We start from the raw sequence: 22,961 nt of genomic DNA, 5'->3' as shown, positions 1-22,961 counted from the left end.
AAATAAAATTTACATACTATCTATGAAAATAAAAAATAATACAAACGAAATAATAGCATTTTTGAATAAACACAAAATTTATAACATATAGGCATGAATGATATTAATTTAGTATTTAGTTTTGAATATTGAAATAATAGAAAATATTTTGTCTATATAAGTGATAATAAATGAATTTTTGATTGATTTATGATTTTGACATTATATAGTTAACCAGAGAATAAGTTAACTAGCGTATTTCCCAATACGCACTTTAATTCTATTACATTTTTCAAAATAAGTTCAAAAATTTAATATTTCCTGATAGTTTCCATACTCATTTTCATAAGTTCAGTGATTAATTCTAAATCAGTATCCTTAGTTATTAAAACAGATACTCAATATTTCTTATTCATATGGTAAGCTGGATAAATATTTGAGAAATATTTCTTTAATTGTTGCGCTTTTCTTACATTGAAACGAAGGTTAATAATTCAAATGGGTTGATCACTAGTAAAACTTGGATCTAATTTATTCGCTGGAATATGACAAATTAAGGCAGCTATTTGGTCTCCTGCATATGATTTAAATGCATAATATTGGTGAGTTTTAGTTTGCTTAAAAGGTTCATCATAATAAACATCAAATTTCTTTAAAATTCTTTTCTTTAGAATTGGAAAAAAGTTATATTCATCAAAACATTGTGTTACTAATTCATTTAATAAAAAAGCTGCTTTATTTCTGATTTTATCCACAAAATCCCCAGTGGAAGATATAACCTCAAAAGGCTGATAAGCTTCATTATCAAACTTATCAATAATATGAACATCTAAATCATCATTTTGATATAACACTTCGATATCAAAATCTTGAAATCCGAGTGGCTTTCTTAATTTAAAACTATTATTTATTTCTTTAACAAAACCATATTTAATTGCATTTGCTTCATTAAATATCTTATCTGTAATTAAACTTGTATATTTCATAAATTCCTTTCTGTAGAATTATATTAAATTTTTACAACAAAAAATGCTCTGATTCAAAGCATTTTTGGTATTCTAAATAAACTTTTAATCCACTGTGCTAGGCTTATTTAGTTTTCTTTTCAGTTGATTTAAAAACTTCAGTTCCTGCAGCAACTACACTAGCAACATCAGCTAAATTAGGCGGAAGAATAATTTTTGTAGCTTGCCCATTAGCGATTTCGCTTCATTCTTGAATTGATTTAAGTCTAAGGAAAGCTTCATTAATTCCAGCTGAATTAATTAATTCAATAGCTTGTTTTTCCCCTTGAGCTTCAAGAATGCGTTTTTGTTTTTCAGCTTCAGCTTCAAGTATTCTTTGTTGCTTAGAAGCTTCAGCACGCAGAATTGTACTTTCCTTTTCACCTTGTGCTTTAAGGATTTGACTTTGTCTAATTCCCTCTGCTTCTAAAATGTTAGCACGTTTATTTCTTTCGGCTTGCATTTGTCTAATCATAGCTTCTTGTACTTCTCTTGGCGGAATAATGTCTTGAATTTCAATTCTATTAACCTTAATTCCTCAAGGATCACTAGCTGCGTCAAGAATTTTAGTTAATTTAGCATTAATAATTTCTCTTGAAGTTAGCGATTCATCTAATTCAATTTCACCAATAAGGTTACGAAGTGTTGTGGCTGTTAGATTTTCAATAGCAAGTCAAGGTCTTTCTGCACCATAAGCAAATAATTCAGCATCTACTATTTTAAGATAAATAACCGTATCCACCTTAATGGTAGCATTATCCTTTGTTATAACGCTTTGTGCAGGGAAGTCCATGACCTTTTCCTTAAAGTTTTCTTTTAAAGCACATTGGTCTAGGTATGGAATAATAAAATGTAAACCTTTTCTAAGCGTTTTGTGGTATTTACCAAGTCTTTGTACTATGACAAAATTTGTTTCTGAAACAATAACAATTGATTTAATTAATCCAACTAATAAAACAATTAGAATAATTAAACCAAAGATTGAAGCAAATACAATTCCAATAATTGTTCCTACTGACATATTTCTCCTTTATTCTATTACTTTAATTGTACTAGAATTCAAAATAAAAAGCTAGTTTTAGGCTAGCTTTTTATATTTGGCGGAGGTTAAAGGAATCGAACCCTTATCATTAGTTTTGGAGACTACTATACTACCACTGTACTAAACCTCCATAAAAAGAATTAGCTGTTACCAACTAATTCTTAGTATAAAACGATTTTTATGAATGAAATCTCTTTACTATTAAATGATATCAAAAATATATTAAATATGAAAAAGTTTTTATGTCTAGGATTTAGGCGATTTTTTCAAGTTTTAAGAATTCTTCCATTGGTTTAAATTCGCTTATAGAAGGGAAATTTTTAGAATAAATAAAGAAGTAATAAACATCTTGTAATGCTTTTACATTATCTGCATAACAAGCGTCTTTATCTCGATAATATGCATCTCTATTAATGATGTGGAAATGTTGAGGGAGTGGGAAGTTTTTAGGATCTACAAATAATAAAGCTTCCTCAAGTGAGATATTAAAAAACTCTTGTAGCATAGCTATAGTGGTTAATAAAGTTGTTGAGGTAGCTTGCAGACCAAATAATTTAGTTTTAATGCTATTGTTTTTAAAATCATTTTGGTCAAATAAAATTGCTTTATTATCTTTTAAATTAGCTAAATCAATTGCTAACATATTTTCTCAAGATACTGATGGATCAAGAATAATTACACTATTTTGCTTTCCGTTAGTTAACTCTTTTACATAATTAATTGCATGTTCATTTTTAAACGCTGGGTGAAGTTTAAAAAAGTAGTTATATTTATCAGTTGGATATAATTGATAAATTTTATCCATATAAGCTTTAGCTTCTTTCGTTGCAATATTATCACTGCCCATTCTAGATGTCCCATCTTGATATAATCTAAATAATGATGAACCCATAAATACTAAATTTTTCTTTTTAGAATCATAATTATCTTTGCCGTATGTAACAAGGTCTAAAAGTGATTGATCTTGAATTTGTGCAAGTTGTTTATAAAGGTTTTTAAACTCATTTATATCTAGATGCTTTTGTAATTCTTCACCAACTTTTTCATAGTTTAATGGATAAGAATTAATTTGTAATTTAGCTAAAGGCTTATTTTTCATTTCTAATACTTTATTAAAGTAATGTGAATATTCCCCTACTGAGTTATAGATTTTAAATTTATCCTTTAAGGTGTAAAAGTAATGATAATCTAATTGTAAAGATCCTTGTTTAATACCTTGGTTTCAATAATTTAATAACTCTTCTTGAGAGTATCAAGTATCTTGTGCAAGTGCTCAAGGTAAATAATCACCACGAATGAAATTATATGGTTGTGAATTTCCATCACTTAAAATAACGATTTTATTTGCATGTGTCATCATTCATTCACGCACAGATGAACTTAAAGATGAAAAACTAATTTCTGGAATGTAGAAATCAAAAAGTTTAACTTTATCAACATAACCAGTTAAAAAGTTTTGTAATTGACTCCAAGTTGGATATGCATAATATTCATTATCTCAAGATTTATCCATATATTTTGTATTGTCCAAAACTCTTAACATTCCATTTTCAACATTGAAACCATCTTGTGTTTTAATAGCTGTATCGCCGTATTTATCTAGTAAAGGCTTGAAATTAAATCTTTGTTTTTCATCTTTTAAAGTTTTGCTGTAGTCGTTTACGGCTGTATCAATAATGTAAATAGCATCATTATATTTATTTTGTGGTTTATTTTGCTTCTTAATAATTTCTAATTGTGCAACCATAGAATACAAGCTTGAAATTAAATATTGTGAAGCATTTCTACCGATAAACACTGATGGATAAGGATTATTTGCTGATTCAATAATGTCTTGCTCAAAAGCTGTATATCTATCTATGTGACTTGCTGGTGGAGTTGGATCTATTTCTGGAAGGGTTGAATAATCCAAAGGGCGACGGCACGAAACAATAGCGCTAGTTGCTAAAATAGGCATACTTGTGGCTAATAAACCAATTAATCATTTTTTCATTTTTTCTCCTAGAATAAAAAAGCAAAAGATTGCTCTTTTGTTGAAATTATTTTCCGAATTTAAAGTGACAAATATCACCATCTTTCATTACATAATTTTTACCTTCAGAACGAAGCTTACCAGCGTTTTTTGCACCTTGCTCTCCGTTATATTCAATAAAGTCTTCATAAGAAATAACATCAGCTTTAATGAATTTTTTCTCAAAGTCAGTGTGAATTACGCCAGCACATTTAGGAGCAAGTCAACCTTTATGGTATACTCAAGCTCTAGCTTCAACTTTTCCAGCTGTGAAATAAGTTTCAAGATTTAATAAATCAAATGCAGCACGAGTTAAAATATCAAGTCCACTAACTTCTATTCCATACATTGCGAGTAATTCCATTTTTTCTTCTTCATTTTCAACTGCTATAAGTTCAGATTCGAGTTGAACACAAATTGGAATAAGTTTTTCATTATCTTTAAGACTTGCTTTAAGTGCTGAAAAGTTTTTATCAGTTTCATAATTTGCGAATTGATCATTACTTAAGTTAGCAACATAAATAATAGGTTTAAGAGTTAATAAGTGGTATCCTTTGATGTATTTAAGTTCATTTTCATCAAGTTCAACATCTCTAGCAGGAATATTATTTTCAAGTGCTTGCTTAATTTTGTGAGCAGCATTTGATTCAATAATTCCTTCTTTATCTCCTGATTTAGCTTTTTTAGCAACACGGTTAATAACATTATTAATTGTTTCTAAATCAGCAAGCAATAATTCCATATTAATAACGTCTTTATCTCTAACTGGATCAACAGAATTAGCTACGTGCATAATGTTTTTATCTTCAAAACATCTCACGACATGAATAATTGCATCAACTTCTCTAATGTTAGCTAAGAATTTATTTCCAAGCCCTTCACCTTTTGAAGCTCCAGCAACTAGTCCAGCAATATCTACAAAATCAAATGTAGCTCAAACAATTTTATCTGGATTTACAATTTCAGCAATTTTAACAAGTCTTGGATCAATAAGCGGAACTGAAGAAATGTTTGGTTCAATTGTGGTGAAAGCGTAATTTGATGATTCTACTTGCTTCTTAGTAATTGCACTAAAAAGAGTACTTTTTCCTACATTAGGAAGTCCGACAATACCTGCTTTTAATGACATATTATTCTCCTTAAAATAGTGTATTAATTAATATGTATATTTTACCTTAATTAAGGTTAAATGCTATTGTTTAATTTGGTAAAATTAAAGATAACAACGAGGTTTAAAATGCAAAAAGTAGAACACAAATTATCCACTTGATATAATCTATATAGTAACGAAAAAATAATTGATGTCAGTTTTGAATATTTCATTCGTGACATTGATAATTTATTTCCGAATAATGAATTTTATAAGCGCCCAAAAGCAACAATTCAAGGTATAGAATTTGATTCCTTAAATCAATATGGTTTTAGTAATTTAAACTTATACACCTTGCTGAATGTTGTAGACATTTTTGAAGAGATTAATAAAGTTAATGGTTTCTTTAGAAAAAAAGCTAAAATTTTATTTTCTTTAGATGATGATAAATTGTATCCAAGTGTGCTAAAGAATTCATTAATTAGATATTTTAAAAACCAAAAGCATTATGTTTATGGTTTTGATGTGCAAAAGATTAATCAATTCATTTTTCAAGCTGCAGTTGATACTTTAGAATTTGATTTTTCAATTTTTATTTCATATAATGCTGCAAATAAAAAATATTATTTACAAATTTATAAAGGTAGAGAGCTACTTAATTTACAACAACAAGAAGCATTAATTGATGCTTTATTTGTCAATAAAAAGCATTTCATGTTGCATACGGCCTTAGATGTTATTGTGCTTAATGTTAACAAAATAATTGATAGCAAAATTAAACATGTTGTTAGCAGATATCTTAATAGTGATAATAAATTGGATTATTATTCAAATCTATCAGTTTATTTAATGGTTGAAGATAATAATTTTGAATATATATTGGAAAGATTTTTTTCACAAGTTAATATTAAGTATTCAAAGCTTAATCCACTTCTTAATAAAGATTTATTGTCAACTTCATCAGTTATATTTTGAAGATGACTTAGAACAGCAAATTATAAAGCGGATTTAATCATTATTTTTGATAAAAATCAAAACCTAAAATTAGTTGTTAAAACAAAAGAAGGATATGTAAACTTAAATAATGATGAAATAGCTTATTTATTTATTAATAGTCAATATTTATACTGAAAACAAAATAAATTGCTTGAAGAAAATAAACTTTTTATTCCACTTAATGCAGCTAGTTTTGTAATTCAAACTTTAGAAAATTATAAAATTAATTATAAATATGAAGACCAAATTCAAAGCGCAAGTAATGTATTGTTTGCTTATAATTTAGGATTTTCAAATTCAATTGATTGCAAACTAAATTATGACAGTATTGAATTTTTAATTAACTTCTGTTTTATGCTTTGAAACTATAAAGAAAATAATAATTTATTTACTTTTAAATACAAAAAAATGAATGATATTACAAAATTTTTATATTTACACACTTATCAAATTAAAAAAGATGTTAAAAACACTGCTCAGATTTTTGAATATATTCAAAATAATCCAAGTGCATTTGGAAAATATAAAGTCGCAAAATTAAAAGCAATAAATTATGAAAATGATCAAGTAATTTACTTTTTTAAGCTTGAACTTAAGGCTAAACATCATTATAGTGAAATGTATTTTACTTATAATAAGCTTAATGATCAAAATGAAATTAAGATTGAAACTAAAACCGATTTATATAAACTTAACCAATTAATTGAAAAAATTTATATCTATCACATTCAAAGAAAAATTATTAAAAAATACCTTAGATTAGCTAACAAACTAAATAAGGCAAAAGATAAATAATAGTATAATTTACAAAGTTATTTTAAAGAGGTAGCAAATGATAAATAAAATTAAAGGAACAAAAGATTTTTCAGTTACTGAAAGTATCTTGAAAGACTTCGTGTTAACTTCATTTGAAAATGTTGTAACTAAACACGAATTCAAAATGATTGAAACACCAATTATTGAACAAACTTCACTATTTAAAAGAAGTGTTGGAGATAGTGAAATAGCTAAAAAAGAAATGTATGAATTCAAGGATAAAGGTGATAGAGAGCTTTGCCTTCGTCCTGAAGGAACAGCTTCTTTTGTACGTGCTTACATTGAAAATAAATGATATGCGGATGATTTTGATCGTTTTGCATACTGCGGACCAATGTTTAGATATGAACAACCACAAAAGGGTAGATATAGACAATTTTATCAAGCTGGTGTGGAATATGTTGGGGGTAAAAATTATCTCAAGGATGCTGAAGTTATTTTTACAGCAAATGAATTACTTGAATTATTTAATTTAGAGTTCGAATTAAAAATTAATTCAATCGGAGATAAACAAAGTAGAGCTAATTATGAAGAAGCTTTATATCAATATTTAATTCAATACAAAGATCAATTAAGCCAAATTTCACAAGAAAGATTAGCTGATAAAAAAGTACTTCGCATTTTGGATGATAAAGAAGATAGCAAAAAACCTTTCATGAAAAACATTCCATTAATCCAAGATTACTTAACCGTAGAGTCAAAAGAATATTTTGAAAATATTTTAAAAACTTTAGATGCTAATGGAATTGAATACAAAGTTTCAAATGAATTAGTTAGAGGGCTTGATTACTATGATGAAGTAGTATTTGAATTTGTTTCAACAGAGAAAAATGCTGGTTCTCAAGCAACTCTAATTGGTGGAGGAAGATATTCTAACTTAATTGCTGAATTAGGCGGACCTAAAGTATCAAGTGTTGGATTTGGTTTTGGTGTTGATAGATTAATTGACATGATTAGAGAAGACTTTGCTGAAGTTACCGAAGTAGAAAAACAAGCAAGACACGTTGATATCTATATTGCAATGAGTGAATATAAAGAAAATATTGATTTTGCCTTTTGACTTGCAAACAACCACTTAAGAAACTTCTTTACTGCCGAAGTTGAATATGAATTAATTAAATCTAAAAAGGTTATGGATAAGGCAAATAAACACACAGCTGAGTTTATTATCTATGATGATAAAATGTGTGGTGGAGATCAATTGTTAAGTGTTAAATCACTTAAAACTAAAGATAAAATGTCATTTGCAAAAACACAAGCAGGTATTGCTGACTTATTTACATTTTTAATTGAAAATGTTTCAGATGAAGCAGAAATTGAAATTGATGAAGTTGAAGAATACATCACAGAAGAAATTATGGGGAAAAATGAAAAAGACAATTAATAACAATCAATTAAGATTATCAGATGCTGGAAAAGAAGTTACTTTATATGGATGAGTAGCTAACAAAAGAAAATTTGGAGAAATTTCTTTTGTTGATTTAAGAGATAAATTCGGAATTACACAATTAGTATTTAATCAACCAATTAGTTTTACTAAAGAATCAGTTTTAGAAGTACATGGAATTGTTAAAGAAAGAAAAGATAAAAATCCAGAGCTTGCTACAGGGGATATTGAAATAGCAGTAGATAGCTTTAAAGTACTTTCTACTTCAAAAGAACAATTACCATTTCAAATCAGAGATGATATTGAGGTTAAAGAAGAACTTAGACTTGAATATAAATTCCTTGATTTAAGACGTCCTGTAATGCAAAAAACACTTAAATTAAGAAATGATATTATTTTTGCAATTAGAGAATATCTTCAATCACAAGATTTCACTGAAGTCGAAACGCCTATTTTATCAAAAGCTACACCTGAAGGAGCTAGAGATTTCTTAGTTCCTACAAGAAATAAGGCTAATGCATTTTATGCACTACCTCAAAGTCCACAATTATTCAAACAATTATTAATGATTTCTTCACTTGAAAAATACTACCAAATTGCTAGATGTTTCAGAGATGAAGACTCAAGAAAAGATAGACAACCTGAATTTACTCAACTTGATATTGAAGTAAGTTTTATGGATGTTGAATCATTCCAAAGCTATATTGAAGGTTTATTTAAACATTTCATGAAAAAAGTAATGAATGTAGATATCAAAATCCCATTTGATAGAGTTAAATTTGATGAATGTATTGAAAAATACGGAACAGATAAACCAGATTTTAGATATGGAAATGAAATTGTAACAATTAATGATTTCTGTGCTGAAAGTGATTTTAATATCATTAAAAACGCACCTTCAAAACGTTTACTTAAAATTGCTGAAAAAATTAATAAAAAAGAATACAAAAAACTTGAAGAAATTGCTAAGAAAAATAAAGTTTCAGCCTTATTCTATTTAGTAGTTGAAAACGGAACGGTAATTGAAAGCAACTTTGCAGCTAAAATTCCGGCTCAAGAAGTTAATAAATTATTACAAGTTCAAACAACCGCAGATGGAACATACTTAATTTGTGCTGATAAATATGAAAATGCATCACAAGCTTTAGGGGCGCTTAGAGTTGAGCTTAACTCATGATACAACTGAGCTAGAGATGAATATAACTTTAAATGAATCGTGGATTGACCTATGTTTGAATATGATGAAGAAAATGATTCATGAGCAGCAGCACATCACCCATTTACTCAATTTGATAATACTTTAGAAGAATTAGACAATTTACCTAAAGATAAAATTAGAGCTAGAAGCTATGACTTAGTGCTAAACGGATTTGAATTAGGTTCTGGTTCAGCAAGAATTTATGATGAAAAAATGCAAGAAAAAATGTTTGAAATGATTGGACTTTCAAAACAAGATCAACAAAACAAATTTGGATTCTTCCTTAAAGCTTTTGAATATGGAGTACCACCACACTGTGGTATTGGTCTTGGAATTGACCGTTTAGTTATGATTCTTGCAAATCATAAAACCATTAGAGATGTAATTGCATTCCCTAAAAACTCAAGAAATGAAGATTTAATGACTCAAGCACCATCAAATGTTGAAGCTTCTCAACTTGATGATTTATACCTTGAAATTAAAGAAGAAAAGTAATTTAAAAATCACATCAAATCGATGTGATTTTTAAATTAACTATCCCTCAAAAGGAAGGTCAGCTTCTTTAGGGATATTAACTATTTGATTTTTGTTAATTTCCTTACCTGCGTATTCTTCAAGTGATTTTTCTAATTTAGAAACATCTAGTTTATCTTTGTTTTTAATAACATGATTAATGTAATCAATTGATTCATCAAGTAAGCTTTGTCCCTCTTTCATAAGAGTTACTTTTGCTGGATCTTTTACATAGTTAAGCATTGTGTATCCGTCCCCACCAGCTGCTAAATAATCATTTGTTGAAATGTAGTAGTCTTTTTCAGGATCAAATGCCTTACCATTAATCTTGATGCTTTCTGGTTTAACATGTCACATGTATTCTTCTTTTTGTGTTTTAGGGTTCATTTCTTTTTTAATTTCTACTTCATAAGAAATGTTTGAAGATAATTGTGAGAATCCACCTGAACGAGCTTTAGAAAGTCCATATGTAATAGCTTCGATAGCTGCTGAACCTTTAACTTTAACTGTGTTAGGTCTATTTCCAAATGGTGAAATAGCTCTCATATCACCATATTTGATATCACCTTTAGCTAAGTTAGCTCTAAGACCTCCACCATTCATTAAACCAAATGTGTTATCTAATGTAGCAGGTTCTGTTTTCATTGCTTCTCAAGGTTTTGATTGCATGAAGTTTCATACTCCAGCATTAGCAAATAATTGCCCCATTCCTGTTGGCTCAACTCTTCCTCTTCAGTAAGGAACTCTATCAACATTAACTTCATCAATATGAAGTAAGTCTACTGGTAAGTTAAATACCACTTTGTCATTGGCTTCTTTGTAAATTGCTTTTAATGCTTGAAGTAATTTCATGTTTTCACTATCTTGTGGAAGCTCATCAAGCATTGTTGCTACTTCGATTTGATAAATATCTCTAAGAACTTGTCTTTGGCCAACAATTTTTCCACTTTCAGTGTCAAATTCAATTTCAATATCACCTAAGTATTTAGTGTAAGCTTCTGTTTGTGTAATGTAAACATGTGGATTTTCTTTGTTGTGAAGTTTAATGTAAGTATGTGAGTGGCCGTCAATAATAAGATCTAATTCATTTGTGCTGTGTGCTGCAAGATATTCTGAAGTTCAAGCGGCATTACTTCTACCTTTTCCAAGGTGTGCAATACAAATAATGAAGTTAATATCTGGGTGTGCTGCTCTAATTTCTTCAACAACTTTATTAGCTTCTTCAACCGGTTCTGTGAATTGAACTAATTGTGAGTTTCTTGGGTGTGATGTAACACTTGTATCTGGTGTTGTAAGTCCAAAGATAGCAGTTTTCATACCGTTAGCAAGTTGTTTAATAATGTATGGTTTAAATACTCTGCTTCCAACTTTGCTTTCATCATAACCTTCTATAGCTTTATCCAAGTGTTTATAGTAAATATTAGCTGATAAGAAAGGCATAATTTCTTTACCATCTGGATTTAATTCATTATTTAAATCAAGCACATGTTTTAATCCATAGTCAAATTCGTGGTTACCAACAGCAACTGCTTGATATCCAATGTTTTTAGCCATGTTTGCAATTGTTTTACCTTTATCAGTATCTGAAAGAGGTAATCCTTGAATCATGTCTCCAGCTGAAAGTAATAAGTCACGATCTTTATCTTCTAAATAAAGTCCAGTTCTTAACATTCCTGAATATAAGCTGTATTTTCCATCATCAAACTCAATTCTTCCGTGTTCATCATTTGAGTGATAAATTTTAATTGTTCTAACTTTTGATTCAGCAATTTTTTCTGTTTCTCTTAATTGTTTAAATAAAGCATTATATCTATATACAAGTGGTTTTAGTTCTTTGTATACTCTGTGTTTTAATGCTTCCATTTTTTTAGCTTTTTTATCAGCATCTTTTTCAGTTTTAGCTTCTTTTAAAACTTTAGCTAATTCTGCAAGTTTATTATCATAATCTTTTGTAGCTGATTTATAAGCTTCTTTTGTTTTATCAACTAATGAACTAAGTTTTGCTTTAACTGCTGCTAAGTCAGTATCAGAAGAAGTTTTTTGCTTTTTAATTTCTTCAAGCTGAGATTTAAGATCTGTTACTTCCTTACTGTCGTTTTTACTGCATGCAACTGTAGCTAATGGTAATGTAATCGCTACAGCTGTTAAAGGTAATAAATTTAAAAATCATTTAGATTTAGGTTTCATATTTTCTCCGAAATAAATAAATAGTTTATATAAGCCCTAAAGTGCTTATAAATTAATTATATTGATTTCATAGCATAAGACCAAAAAGTCGATAAAAAAATGTGGAATAGGACATTTTATTCCACATTTTGTGAAAATTTTTCACAATTAGACAACTATTTCATAATTGAATGAATTTTTACTTTTCCTAAAACACTTTCAGGATTGTAAATTTTTAAATCATATAACACAATTAAATCTGTTACTGTAATACCTTGTTTTGCAAGTAATTCAACAATTGCTTGTGCAGTTCCACCTGTAGCTAAAATATCATCAATAATTACAGCTTTAAGTCCAGGTTTTAATACTTCAGCTTGGATTTCAAGTGAATTTTGACCATATTCTAAATCATAACTTTGTGAAATTGTTTTACCAGGTAATTTACCAGGTTTTCTAACCATAATAAATGGTTTTTGAGTTTTATAAGCAACAGGTGTTCCAAATATAAAACCTCTAGCATCAGGTGCTACAATAACATCAGCATCTTTAGCAATTTCACTCATTTGGTTAATTACATAATCAAATGCTTCAGGTGAATAAAGTAAAGGTGCGATATCTTTAAAAATTATTCCTTCTTTTGGAAAATTAGGAACATCATTTATGTATTTTGTTAAATCCATATTAGTTTACTCTTACATCCTCATAGAATTCTAAAACGTCATCTTCGGCAATATCGTTAAAGCCTTTGATATGTGTACCAAAGTCTTTACCTTTAACAACTTCTTTAGTGTCGTTTTTATCACGTTTAAGTGAATCAATAACACCTTCATAAATCATTTTACCTGCTCTGATAACTTTAACTTTTGAATTTGATTTAATTACACCAGAATCACACATACATCCAGCGATTTTTCCAACTTTTGAGTAGAAGAATACTTTCATAATGTGTGCTTCACCGATTTTTTGTTCTTCATAAATAGGAGCTTTTTCTCCATCAAGCATTTTTTGACAATCTTCAATAATTTTGTAAATAACTGTATGCACTATTAAAGATACTCCAGCATTAGCAGCATTTTGTTTAATGTTAGGGTTAACTTTTAAGTTAAAGCAGAAAATTGTTGCATTTGATGCTTTAGCAAGTAATAAGTCTGTTTCATTAACATTTCCAGCAGCAGCTGAGATAACTTTAATAATTGCATCTTCGTTTTCTAAATTATTAATTTGATCTTTAATAGCTTGAGAAGTACCATAAACGTCTGATTTAATAATGATGTTAATAACTTTTTTACCATCAATATTATCTTCAACATTACTTTGTGAGTATAAAAGATCCATCTTATCTGCATTAGCTTTTTCAGCAGCTAATTTTTTAGCGAATTTTTCATCGTTAAATCCAATAAATCTATCTCCAGCATCTGGAACATAGTTAAGTCCTGAAATAATACCTGGGGCTCCTGGTTTAACTTTTTCAATTGGGTGACCATTTGCATCAAAAATCATTCTAACTCTACCATAACGTGATCCAGCAACAATGAAATCACCTTTGTATAAGGTACCATTTTCAACAATAATAGTTGAAACTGAACCAATACCTTTGTCAATTCTTGATTCAATAACAGTTCCAATAGGGTATCTATTAGGGTTAGCTTTTAATTCAAGAACTTCAGCAAGTAACATAATTGCATCAAAAAGTTCATTTAATCCTTCGCCCTTCATAGCTGAACCGTAAACAATTTGAGTATCTCCGCCATATTCTTCGATTAAAACGTCATTTTCAGCAAGTTCACCCTTAATTCTGTCTAAATCTTTATTTGGTTTATCCATCTTGTTAACGAAAACAATCATAGGTACACCAGCGGCTTTAGAGTGTTCAATTGCTTCTTTAGTTTGAGGCATAACCCCATCGTCAGCAGCAACAACTAAAATAACAATATCAGTTACTTTTGCACCTCTAGCACGCATTTGTGTGAAGGCTTCATGACCTGGAGTATCAAGGAATGTAATTTTATTTCCTTTGTAATCAATTTGGTAAGCACCAGTATGTTGTGTGATTCCACTACTTTCGCTTGCGGCCACATTTGAGTGCCGAATTTTGTCAATTAAAGTAGTTTTACCATGATCAACATGTCCCATAACTGTAATAATTGGTGAACGTTTAATTAAGTCAGATTCTTTATCAGTAAAGTTAACTTCATCAAGGAAGTTTGATCCGTCGATATTAGTTTCCTTTTGGAAATCATATCCATAATCTAAACAAATTTCAGCAATTTGTTCTTCATCTAAAATAGTGTTTAAAGTACACATTTTACCTTGCATGAAAAGCTTTTTAATAATATCATTTGCTGGAACTTTGATTTTTTCAGCAAAATCAGCAATAGTCATTTTTTCAGTAAAAATGAATACCCCGTCTTTTAATTCTGTTTTAGTGTTTGATAATTGTTCTTTGATTTCATTAACATTTGAAAGTCTATTTTGTTTGCCCATAAAGCACCTCCTTTAATTCAGCTTCGATTTTATCGTAAGTTTCAGGTGTTATATTAGTTCTGAAAGTACGATTAAAAGCTTTGGTTTTCTTTATGAAATTTCAATTTTGTTCATTAGGGATGAAATAAGCCCCTCTTTTACCTTTGTTTTTATTTAAATCCAATTCAAGTGAATTATTATTTTTATCATAACAAACTCTAATTAATTCAGAGATATCAACAATTTGATTGGATGCGATACATTTTCTGCTTCAAGTCTTATTCTCAATCATCGCTTGCTAGTTCATCCATATCAATTGAATCATCAAGTCCATATGAAGCTAAATCACTGTCCACTTTGAAATCTTTAAGTTCAACTTTAGAATTTTTAAATTCTCTAAGAACTTTTTTAGCTTTAGCTTCTTTTTCTTCTGAACTTTCTACAACATCTTCAGCTTCAGCATCCTCGTCTTCAAATTCATCATCGTATTTATCGATTTCACTGATAAAGTCGTAATTTGTAACTGATTCAAGTTCGCTAATTTTATCGTTATCAAATAATGAATCAAAATCAGCAATATTAATTCCTTTATTTTTAGGAGCTGATTTTTTAGATTTTTTAGGAGTTTCTTCAATAACATTTCCAAATTCATCTAAAGCGCTTGAGTTAAAGTCTTCAAATAATGAATCTGTGTCGATAAATGTATCAAGATTATTAAGTGTTCTAGCTGTTTTAGAGTTTTTGTTTCTTTCAGTTGATTTAAAGTAATGTGGTTCAAAATCAACAACATTGTTGAATGGAATTTGTTTTTCAACAGCTTCTGTAGCTGTAATAGCTTGAATTCTAGTGTTAGTTAACTTAGAAGCAAGTTCAATATTAATTCCTCTTTTACCAATAGCAACATTTACTTCACCATTACGTGTAATTGCATAGAAGTTTCCTTCACCTTCAGCAAGGTTAGGAACTACATCAATAACTCTTGCTGGAGCAAGCGCATTTTTAATGTATTCTGCTTTATCATCTGAGAATTTAATTAAATCAATTTTTTCTCCACCTAAAGTTTCTGAAATTGCATTTAATCTTTGAGCAGATTCACCAAGAACTGTTCCGATCATATCGAAATCAATTTTTCTATCAGGGTTGACTCTAAGAGCAACTTTAGATCTGATTCCTGCTACACGTTGGATTGAAACAACTTGCAGATCATCATTTTGGATTTCAGGAATTTCTGTGAAAAGAAGATCAAATAATTCAGTATTTGAAGTTGTTGATACAGAAACAATACTTAATTTTGATTCTTCATTAATTGCGTCAATGTATACAGAGATAAATTTACCTGGTTGTAAGTTAAGTTTTTCATTAACTTTGTTTGCTGGTAAGAATGCTGTAACTTGATCTTCAAATGCAACATTGTATGAACCGTTTTTGTTTCTTGTTAAAACTTTAGCATCAACTTTTTGACCTAATTTTTGTGAGTATTTAGCAATAATTTTTGCTTTTTCCATTGCTTTTGAAGCTTGCTTGTAGTCGTTTAAGATTGCTACATTGATTTTGTTTGTTAAATCTGCACATGTAAATGGAATTTTTACAGCATCATAAACTTGGATATCTGGATTTGAAAGTCTTGCTTGTGAAAGAGTCATGAAAATAATTTTTTCTTCAGGTGTATCTTGATTGAATTCAAAATCATCTTCAACAACTTCACCATTAACATTGTACATTCTAGTAATTTTATTTTCAAAATCTGTTTCTAATGAAACTTCGATATTTGGGTCGATGTTTTTAGTTGTTGCTTTTTCAACAGCTTGTCTGAAAATTTCAGCTACACTGTTAAAATCAATATCTTTAGAAGTAGAAGCTTCTTCTATTAATCTAAATAATTGATATTCTTCTGAGTTAATAACTTCAGTATTTGCTTTTTTGCTAGCCATTGTAACCTCTTAAAATTTTATATATTCACTAATATCTGCAATATTAGATTTTTCAATCTTAATTTTTCTAATTCTACCTTTTTGATTTCACTTAACTAAAATATCATTTTCATTAATTTCAAGTAATTGTGCAATCATATCATCTAAGTTTTCAACCGGTTTCTTAAATGAAATAATTAAGTATTTATCAATAAATTGATCAATGTTATCAAAAGTTACTTTAAGATCAGTTCCTTTTGAAAGCACTTCTAGTGAAAAATCATCGGTAAATCAATTTTGTGTATCCAAGTAATTTGAAAGTTCTCTTGAAATTTTTTCAACTTCATTTAAATCAGTTGAATCAACTGTAACAGAAAGAGTTTTTCCAAATGCTGGATCGTTAGTTATACTTGCGTATAAAATTTTAGGAAATTGCTGTTTTAATTGTTGTTCATTAAACATTTTTCCTCCTATGTAAATAGTAAAGAGTTGCTGAACCAGCAACTCCTTTCTTTTAACAATTTAATTTTAATTTATGAACCTATTATACTACATCCGCACCATATATCAGTAAAAATTTTTAAGATTTTTATAATTACCCCCTCTATATATTAAGGATAGCTAAATAAGAAATAAGAGTATAATGAAAGTATAGATATAAAAATTAAAGAAGGTTAAATTGAATAATCAAATAAAAGCTAAATATTTAAAAAGAAATATATGTATTTCGATATTAATTCCAATTTTATTGTCAATTATTTTTTGAGCTGTTGTTATACCGCTTGAGATTTATTACACAAATTTAAATATCACCATAGATAAAGATGTTATTTATTCTAGACAACAATACTTAAAAACAATATCATTTATTATTTATGATATTTGATTCATAATCGTTGATGTGTTCTTTTCACTTTTGTTATTTATTATTATTTTTAATAGAAATTATTGAACGCCAAAATGAGTACATGTAGACAATAAATTTCCTGAAAAGTTGAATAAATTTGAAAAATTTATCCAAAAATACATTTTAGTTAATAAAAAGGGAGAACCTAAAAGTTACTCAAATTTTAGTGCTAAAAAATTAAAGAAATTAAAATTAACAATTATTCTAACTCCATATATTTCACTATTTTTATTTTGCGCATTTCCAATTGCTAGTTGTGTCATATTTTGTGTAAATTATGATAACTTCCCTTTTACACTATCAGTTATAAATTACATATTTTATTTTATCTGGGCATTAATTAGTTTTGCACTTCATTGAGTTATGTATAAAATGTTGTTTTATTACATAGTTAAGTTTAATAAGATAAATATTCAAGATTTTAATTCTAAAGCCTTAAATAATTATGTAAAAAATAGAACATTATATCCATTTCCATTGTTAAAACGCAAATATCTTGTTATGCAAGAAAATGATAAAACAATTCCTGAACTAGATTTTAATATTTAAACCAATTGTTTAAAGCATAAAAACGCACCGAGGCTAAGAAAAAGTCTCGATGTTTTTATATAAATTTAATTATTTGTTCCTTAGCATTAATGTGCGCTTTTTCTCCTAAAGGAATAATACATTTAGGAACTCCGTGTCCAATATTGATATTATAAAGAACTGGAACATTACTGGGAATAACTTGAGTAATGATTTCTTTATATTCATCATAATAGGCTTCATCTTGTGGTTTACCTATTAAAACTCCGTTAATTACATCAAAAATACCATAGTTCTTAAGTGCTAGGAGCATTTGTTTATATTTTTCAGGATTAGATTTGCTTTCAGAAGTTTCGAGTAATAAAATTTTTCCCTTTCATTGATCTAATGAAGGAAAAATATCGTATTTAAAAGTTATTTCAAATGCTTTTGAATTTTGATCTAAAAAGTTTTCATAAATTGATTCAATGCATCCACCTAAAATTTCTCCTTCAAATTCATAATTCCCTTGTAATAATTCAAAACCTTTGTTATTTGGAAAAACAATACGTTTGGTATTTAATGCTTTTGGACTAAAATCCGTTCTTTCCTTATATCAAGTGTTAGAAGGTGTAATTTCTTTTATAGTTCCAGTTTGAAGTAATTCTAAAAAATATTTTTTAGTATAAGGTAACATATCTTCTTCTAATTCACACACATCTGGTAAAAAAGATTGACCATAAAATGTTTTAAGGCCTAATTTATAAAGTAAGAAGTGATTTACTGTTGTATCTGAGTAGCCCAAAAATATTTTATTTGTCAGATGTTGCTTTAATGCATTATTTTTCATTAAATAAGGAATTAATCTATAAGTATCATTACCACCGATAGCACATAAAATTAAATCAACTTGTGAATCTTCAAATGCTGATATCAAATCATTAGCTCTTGCTTCAGGGTGTAAATTCAAATATTCAAGACCTTTTAATGCATTCGGCATAATTTTTACTTTAATACCAAAATCATTTAATCTTTTTATCCCTAAATCTAACTCATGTTTAACGAAATTTTCACCTAAAATTCCGCTTGAAAGAGAAACTATTCCTACTGTTTTAATCATAAATATAATTATAAAGTTATTTATAAGAATTTCTGAAAAATATGAAAAAAGTGGAAATTTTGCAGTAATTTAACTTTTTATATCAAAGTCAAAATTCTTTTTGTATAATTTTTTCTATTAAAGATTGTGAGTATCTGATATGAAAATCCTTAATAAAAATAAATATGTGTACTGAACAAAAAGAAAAGTTTGAAAAAAAGAAATAAATAAGAACAAAATAATTTCAAACTATTGAAATACTATTGAATTATTTTCGCATCTTGTATTTTGAGTTATTTTGAATAGTTTAATTATTATTGGATATTTTGAATTAAGTAAAGGCTATGTGTTATTTGTTTTACTTAATCCATTATTTATTTTTTGAATTATTGCACTGATTAAAAACAAAATTAGATTAAAAAATAATTTTTTAAAATTAAATATTGAACAGCAAGAATGAGACATTAATAGCAATGTAAATAATGCTTGAATATTTGTACACTTAAAAAAAGATTACTTTGATTCATTTCTTAGAAAATTTTATTTAGATAAAGCTTGTGAAATAGATAAAAAATTTAAAAATAAAATTTCTACAAACAAATGTATATCAGATATTTCACAATATAGGTATAGTTTTATATTATTTCGTAGAAAAAGACTAGAATTTAAGATTAAAAGATATATTTGAGTATCAATGATTTGAGAGAGTTTTTTAAAAAGTTCGATTGCATTTTTTATCATTAGTGCAATAACAATGTTGCAATACACAAAAATCTATCCTGATTATCCTATGTATGTAATTATTAAATTATTAGCATTAGATTTTCCAATATTATTAAATTTAATATTTGTAAAATATTTTAGTCATTTTTTTATACAAAATTGCGGTAAGACAATTCAAGAATACTACGATCTAAAATTAGATGATCTATCTAATGTTAAATGAATAGAGAAACTTGAAAAACAAAAGAAAAACTATTATCAAAAGATATTTTTAAAGTATGTAGCAAGGCAAAAAAGTAAAAATAATCACTTTAAAAATATTTAATTTTAATTTTGCATTTCATACATGATTTAACCTACATAAAAAGTCAAAAAATATTTTATTTAAGCATTTTTTAGTGATGATGTCGATTGCTATATTCATTATGAATATAGCTTTTTTTTGCTAAAATATATACTAGTTATGAAAAATAGATGAAAGAAATTTTTAAAATTAAATAATTTTAAAAGACTACTCATCAGTTTTATCACAATTTTATCAGCTTTATTAGCAATTGTTTTCGGAAGTGTATTCTACATTGGAAAGAATGTTAATAAGTCCATAGAGTATGGTGGTGGAATTGAGGTAGTAGTTCAAGTTAAAAAAGATGGTCAGCAAGCTGATGCTAAATTAACTGAACAAGTTAACAAATCACTTTATGAAAGATTAACAGGAGGAACTGGACTTAATGGAATCACAGTATCTTCTGAAGGTGATGGAAAAATTAGAATTACTAAAAGTGGTGATATCACAGATTCACAAAGAATTGAATTTGAAAATGAAATTGTAGATAAACCAATTTTAACAATTACTAATGCTCAATTGCAACCATTATTTTATGAAGGAAGCTTTTTAATGCCTTCTGCAAGTGTTAAATCAATTAACAATATGGAAGCAAATGAATTAACTCCTTCTAAATGAATACCTCCATTTAAACAAAACTCAGCAAGTGTATTTTCAAATACTCAAACAGGTAAAACTGCAGTAAACTTAAAACTTGAAAATAACGAAGCTGTTTTACAATGAACTAAAGCTACAGAATTTATTTCACAACAACAAGACAGAAGAATGTTAATGTGACTTAACATTGAAAAATTATTATTCTTAGCTGAAAACAAATATCCAAGAGATTGAGAAGCTTCTGGTCACAATTTATGAAACTTTATTCACGTTGGTAACCAAGCATATTCTCAAATTACTGGAATTAATGGGCAACCTCAATATGTTGCTAACGAGTTAAAAACAAATCAATTTAATGCTAAAGAATTTTTAATTTCTGAAGCTAGTGTAAATCAACCACTTAATACTGCTGATGTACAAATTACTGGTAACTTTACACCACAAGAAGCTACAGAACTTGCTAATAAGATTAACTTTGGTTTAAGTGATTATGAATTAGATGTTATCTCAAACATTTACTTAAATGCTGATTTAAAATCTTCAGCCTTTGCATATGCAATGTATGCTGGAATTGTAATCTTTAGTTTAATTTCAATCTTTATGATGGTAAACTATGGATTACTTGGAGCATTAAGTACTATTTCAATTGCTTTATACATTTTCCTAACATTATTATTATTCACAGCACTTAGAGGTGAATATTCACCAGCTACTATAGCTGCCTTAATCATTGGTATCGGAATCAGTGTGGATGCTAATGTTATTACTTATGAAAGATTAAAACGACAAGTATATCTTGGAGATTCGCTGAAGAAATCCTTCAGGAATGCTGAAAAGCTTTCACTCTCATCAATTTTAGATGCTAATGTTACGACTATTATTGTTGGATTTATTCTATTTTACTTCGGAACTAAAGAAGTTAAAGGATTCTCTGTTACTTTAGTACTTTCTATCTTATTTACCTTAATTGTTATGCTAGTATTTTCTAGAATGCTTGCTACAATGCTAGTAAACTCTGGATTACTTGATGATAAATTATATTTATTAGGAATTAGAAAGAAATACATTAATAACAAAACTAAATTAGGTATTAAAGTTGAAAATAATAACTATTTAAAACAATCTAAATGATTCGCTCTTGGTTCATTAATTTTTATAGTAATTGGAATTATTGTTTTTGCCTCTGTTTCAGGCGCAAAAAACGAATTATGAGCTGGATTTAACCGTTCATTAGAATTCTCTGGTGGAACTAATATTACTATTTCAGCTGCAGTTGGAGCTCAATTAACACAACAACAAGCTGAAGAATTACAAAAAGCATTACTTGCTTCACCTGTAGGGCTGGATGATGCTAAAACCTTAATTGTACTTAATAAAGTAAGCTCAACTTCAGACAACTGAGCTGTATCAATTAAAACAATGAAAACATTTAGTCTTGAGCAAATGCAAGAAATTAAAAACTTAATTCTAACTCAAGATTCAGCACTTAAAATTGTAGATTATTCCATCTCATCTACTGAAGCTCAAAAATTAGTAATTAATGCAATTATTGCTACTGCTATTGCTTTTGGTGGAATTGTGCTTTACTTATTATTCAGAATGAGTTGAACTTATTCACTTGCTGCAATCATTGGATTGTTACACGATTTCTTAATGGTGCTAGCTTTTATCGTAATTACTAGATTACAAGTTTCAACAATTATTATTGCCGCAATGCTTTCAATACTTGGATTAAGTATTAATGACACTGTGGTTACATTTGATAAAATTAGAGAAACAATTAAAACTCAATATGCAGGAAAAATTCTTGTAAAAGAAGATATTACTTACATTGTAAACTCTTCAATCGCTGAAACCTTAAAAAGAAGTCTATACACTAGTGGAACAACAATTCTTGCTATCTTAGTGCTTCTTTGCTTTAATAATGCAACTGACTTTAACTTCAATATAGTAATGCTATTTGGTATTTCTATCGGGGTATATTCATCAATTTACATTTGTTCATGAATTTGATCAAAACTTGAATTACACCGTCAAAAAGTTATTGCAAAAAGAATTCAAAACGGCTTCTGAGATGTTAATCATCCAGATGAACAAACATTTGCTGGAATTAATGATTACATTTAAAAGAAGTTTTATTAAAAACAGCTTTTAAAGCTGTTTTTATATTAATAAAAATAATATAATTAAAATATACATATAAGGAGTAA

At 28.0% G+C, this 22,961-nt stretch carries 17 protein-coding genes and 1 tRNA gene; 6 read left to right on the top strand and 12 right to left on the bottom strand.

Annotated elements, in window-relative coordinates; all coding sequences use genetic code 4:
* Positions 1–290: 290 nt before the first annotated feature.
* The 5 genes from Q8852_RS03510 to ychF all read right to left on the bottom strand — a co-directional run bounded on the left by Q8852_RS03510 (position 291) and on the right by ychF (position 5,165).
* Positions 291–965 carry an MmcQ/YjbR family DNA-binding protein gene (locus Q8852_RS03510; protein WP_305937797.1) on the bottom strand — a complete coding sequence of 225 codons (675 nt, stop codon included), beginning with the start codon at positions 963–965 and terminating at the stop codon, positions 291–293.
* A gap of 103 nt (positions 966–1,068) precedes the next feature.
* Positions 1,069–2,004 carry an SPFH domain-containing protein gene (locus Q8852_RS03505; protein ID WP_305937796.1) on the bottom strand — a complete coding sequence of 312 codons (936 nt, stop codon included), beginning with the start codon at positions 2,002–2,004 and terminating at the stop codon, positions 1,069–1,071.
* Between the two features lie 77 nt (positions 2,005–2,081).
* Positions 2,082–2,155 (bottom strand) — tRNA-Trp (locus tag Q8852_RS03500).
* A 123-nt stretch (positions 2,156–2,278) separates the two neighbouring features.
* On the bottom strand, positions 2,279–4,018 hold the full coding sequence (locus Q8852_RS03495) for a hypothetical protein (RefSeq protein WP_305937795.1): 1,740 nt from the start codon (positions 4,016–4,018) through the stop codon (positions 2,279–2,281).
* Positions 4,019–4,064: 46 nt separating this feature from the next.
* Positions 4,065–5,165, bottom strand: a complete 1,101-nt coding sequence (gene ychF, locus Q8852_RS03490) for a redox-regulated ATPase YchF (RefSeq protein WP_305937794.1) — start codon at positions 5,163–5,165, stop codon at positions 4,065–4,067.
* 108 nt (positions 5,166–5,273) lie between these two features.
* Here ychF and Q8852_RS03485 point away from each other — a divergent pair, with 108 nt between their 5' ends.
* From Q8852_RS03485 to aspS, 3 genes are read left to right on the top strand one after another with little or no spacing between them, the layout of a single operon-like run.
* Positions 5,274–6,917 (top strand): MAG5620 family putative phospho-sugar mutase, encoded by a 1,644-nt coding sequence (locus Q8852_RS03485; RefSeq protein WP_305937793.1) that lies wholly within the window; start codon positions 5,274–5,276, stop codon positions 6,915–6,917.
* 37 nt (positions 6,918–6,954) lie between these two features.
* Positions 6,955–8,322 (top strand): histidine--tRNA ligase, encoded by a 1,368-nt coding sequence (gene hisS / locus Q8852_RS03480; protein WP_305937792.1) that lies wholly within the window; start codon positions 6,955–6,957, stop codon positions 8,320–8,322.
* A complete protein-coding gene (gene aspS, locus Q8852_RS03475) occupies positions 8,306–10,018 on the top strand; it encodes an aspartate--tRNA ligase (protein ID WP_305937791.1) in 1,713 nt (570 codons plus the stop codon). Before hisS ends, aspS begins: the two co-directional genes overlap by 17 nt.
* Positions 10,019–10,057: 39 nt before the next feature.
* Here aspS and Q8852_RS03470 read toward each other — a convergent pair whose 3' ends face one another.
* The 6 genes from Q8852_RS03470 to Q8852_RS03445 form a co-directional block, all read right to left on the bottom strand.
* Positions 10,058–12,223, bottom strand: a complete 2,166-nt coding sequence (locus Q8852_RS03470) for a bifunctional metallophosphatase/5'-nucleotidase (RefSeq protein ID WP_305937790.1) — start codon at positions 12,221–12,223, stop codon at positions 10,058–10,060.
* 155 nt (positions 12,224–12,378) lie between these two features.
* The gene (locus Q8852_RS03465) at positions 12,379–12,882 is read right to left on the bottom strand and encodes an adenine phosphoribosyltransferase (protein ID WP_305937789.1); all 504 of its coding nucleotides are present in this window, start codon (positions 12,880–12,882) and stop codon (positions 12,379–12,381) included.
* A 1-nt stretch (position 12,883) separates the two neighbouring features.
* Positions 12,884–14,686 (bottom strand): translation initiation factor IF-2, encoded by a 1,803-nt coding sequence (infB, locus tag Q8852_RS03460; RefSeq protein WP_305937788.1) that lies wholly within the window; start codon positions 14,684–14,686, stop codon positions 12,884–12,886.
* On the bottom strand, positions 14,670–14,957 hold the full coding sequence (locus tag Q8852_RS03455; protein ID WP_305937787.1) for a YlxR family protein: 288 nt from the start codon (positions 14,955–14,957) through the stop codon (positions 14,670–14,672). The genes infB and Q8852_RS03455 overlap by 17 nt, the downstream gene beginning before the upstream one ends.
* The gene (locus Q8852_RS03450; protein ID WP_305937786.1) at positions 14,944–16,596 is read right to left on the bottom strand and encodes a NusA N-terminal domain-containing protein; all 1,653 of its coding nucleotides are present in this window, start codon (positions 16,594–16,596) and stop codon (positions 14,944–14,946) included. Before Q8852_RS03450 ends, Q8852_RS03455 begins: the two co-directional genes overlap by 14 nt.
* Positions 16,597–16,605: 9 nt before the next feature.
* Positions 16,606–17,037 carry an LSm family protein gene (locus Q8852_RS03445; protein WP_305937785.1) on the bottom strand — a complete coding sequence of 144 codons (432 nt, stop codon included), beginning with the start codon at positions 17,035–17,037 and terminating at the stop codon, positions 16,606–16,608.
* A 217-nt stretch (positions 17,038–17,254) separates the two neighbouring features.
* Between Q8852_RS03445 and Q8852_RS03440 the strand changes: the two genes are divergently transcribed.
* The gene (locus tag Q8852_RS03440) at positions 17,255–18,031 is read left to right on the top strand and encodes a hypothetical protein (protein WP_305937784.1); all 777 of its coding nucleotides are present in this window, start codon (positions 17,255–17,257) and stop codon (positions 18,029–18,031) included.
* A gap of 55 nt (positions 18,032–18,086) precedes the next feature.
* Here Q8852_RS03440 and Q8852_RS03435 read toward each other — a convergent pair whose 3' ends face one another.
* The gene (locus Q8852_RS03435) at positions 18,087–19,109 is read right to left on the bottom strand and encodes a S66 family peptidase (protein WP_305937783.1); all 1,023 of its coding nucleotides are present in this window, start codon (positions 19,107–19,109) and stop codon (positions 18,087–18,089) included.
* A 139-nt stretch (positions 19,110–19,248) separates the two neighbouring features.
* Here Q8852_RS03435 and Q8852_RS03430 point away from each other — a divergent pair, with 139 nt between their 5' ends.
* Positions 19,249–20,136 carry a hypothetical protein gene (locus tag Q8852_RS03430; RefSeq protein ID WP_305937782.1) on the top strand — a complete coding sequence of 296 codons (888 nt, stop codon included), beginning with the start codon at positions 19,249–19,251 and terminating at the stop codon, positions 20,134–20,136.
* Positions 20,137–20,274: 138 nt separating this feature from the next.
* Positions 20,275–22,878, top strand: a complete 2,604-nt coding sequence (gene secDF / locus Q8852_RS03425) for a protein translocase subunit SecDF (protein WP_305937781.1) — start codon at positions 20,275–20,277, stop codon at positions 22,876–22,878.
* Positions 22,879–22,961: the final 83 nt, after the last annotated feature.

It is taken from the genome of Mycoplasma seminis, assembly GCF_030718845.1.
GTDB lineage: Bacteria > Bacillota_I > Bacilli_A > Mycoplasmatales > Metamycoplasmataceae > Mycoplasmopsis > Mycoplasmopsis seminis.
Note: the sequence above shows the minus strand (reverse complement) of the source record. Positions and strands in the feature narration are given on the sequence as shown.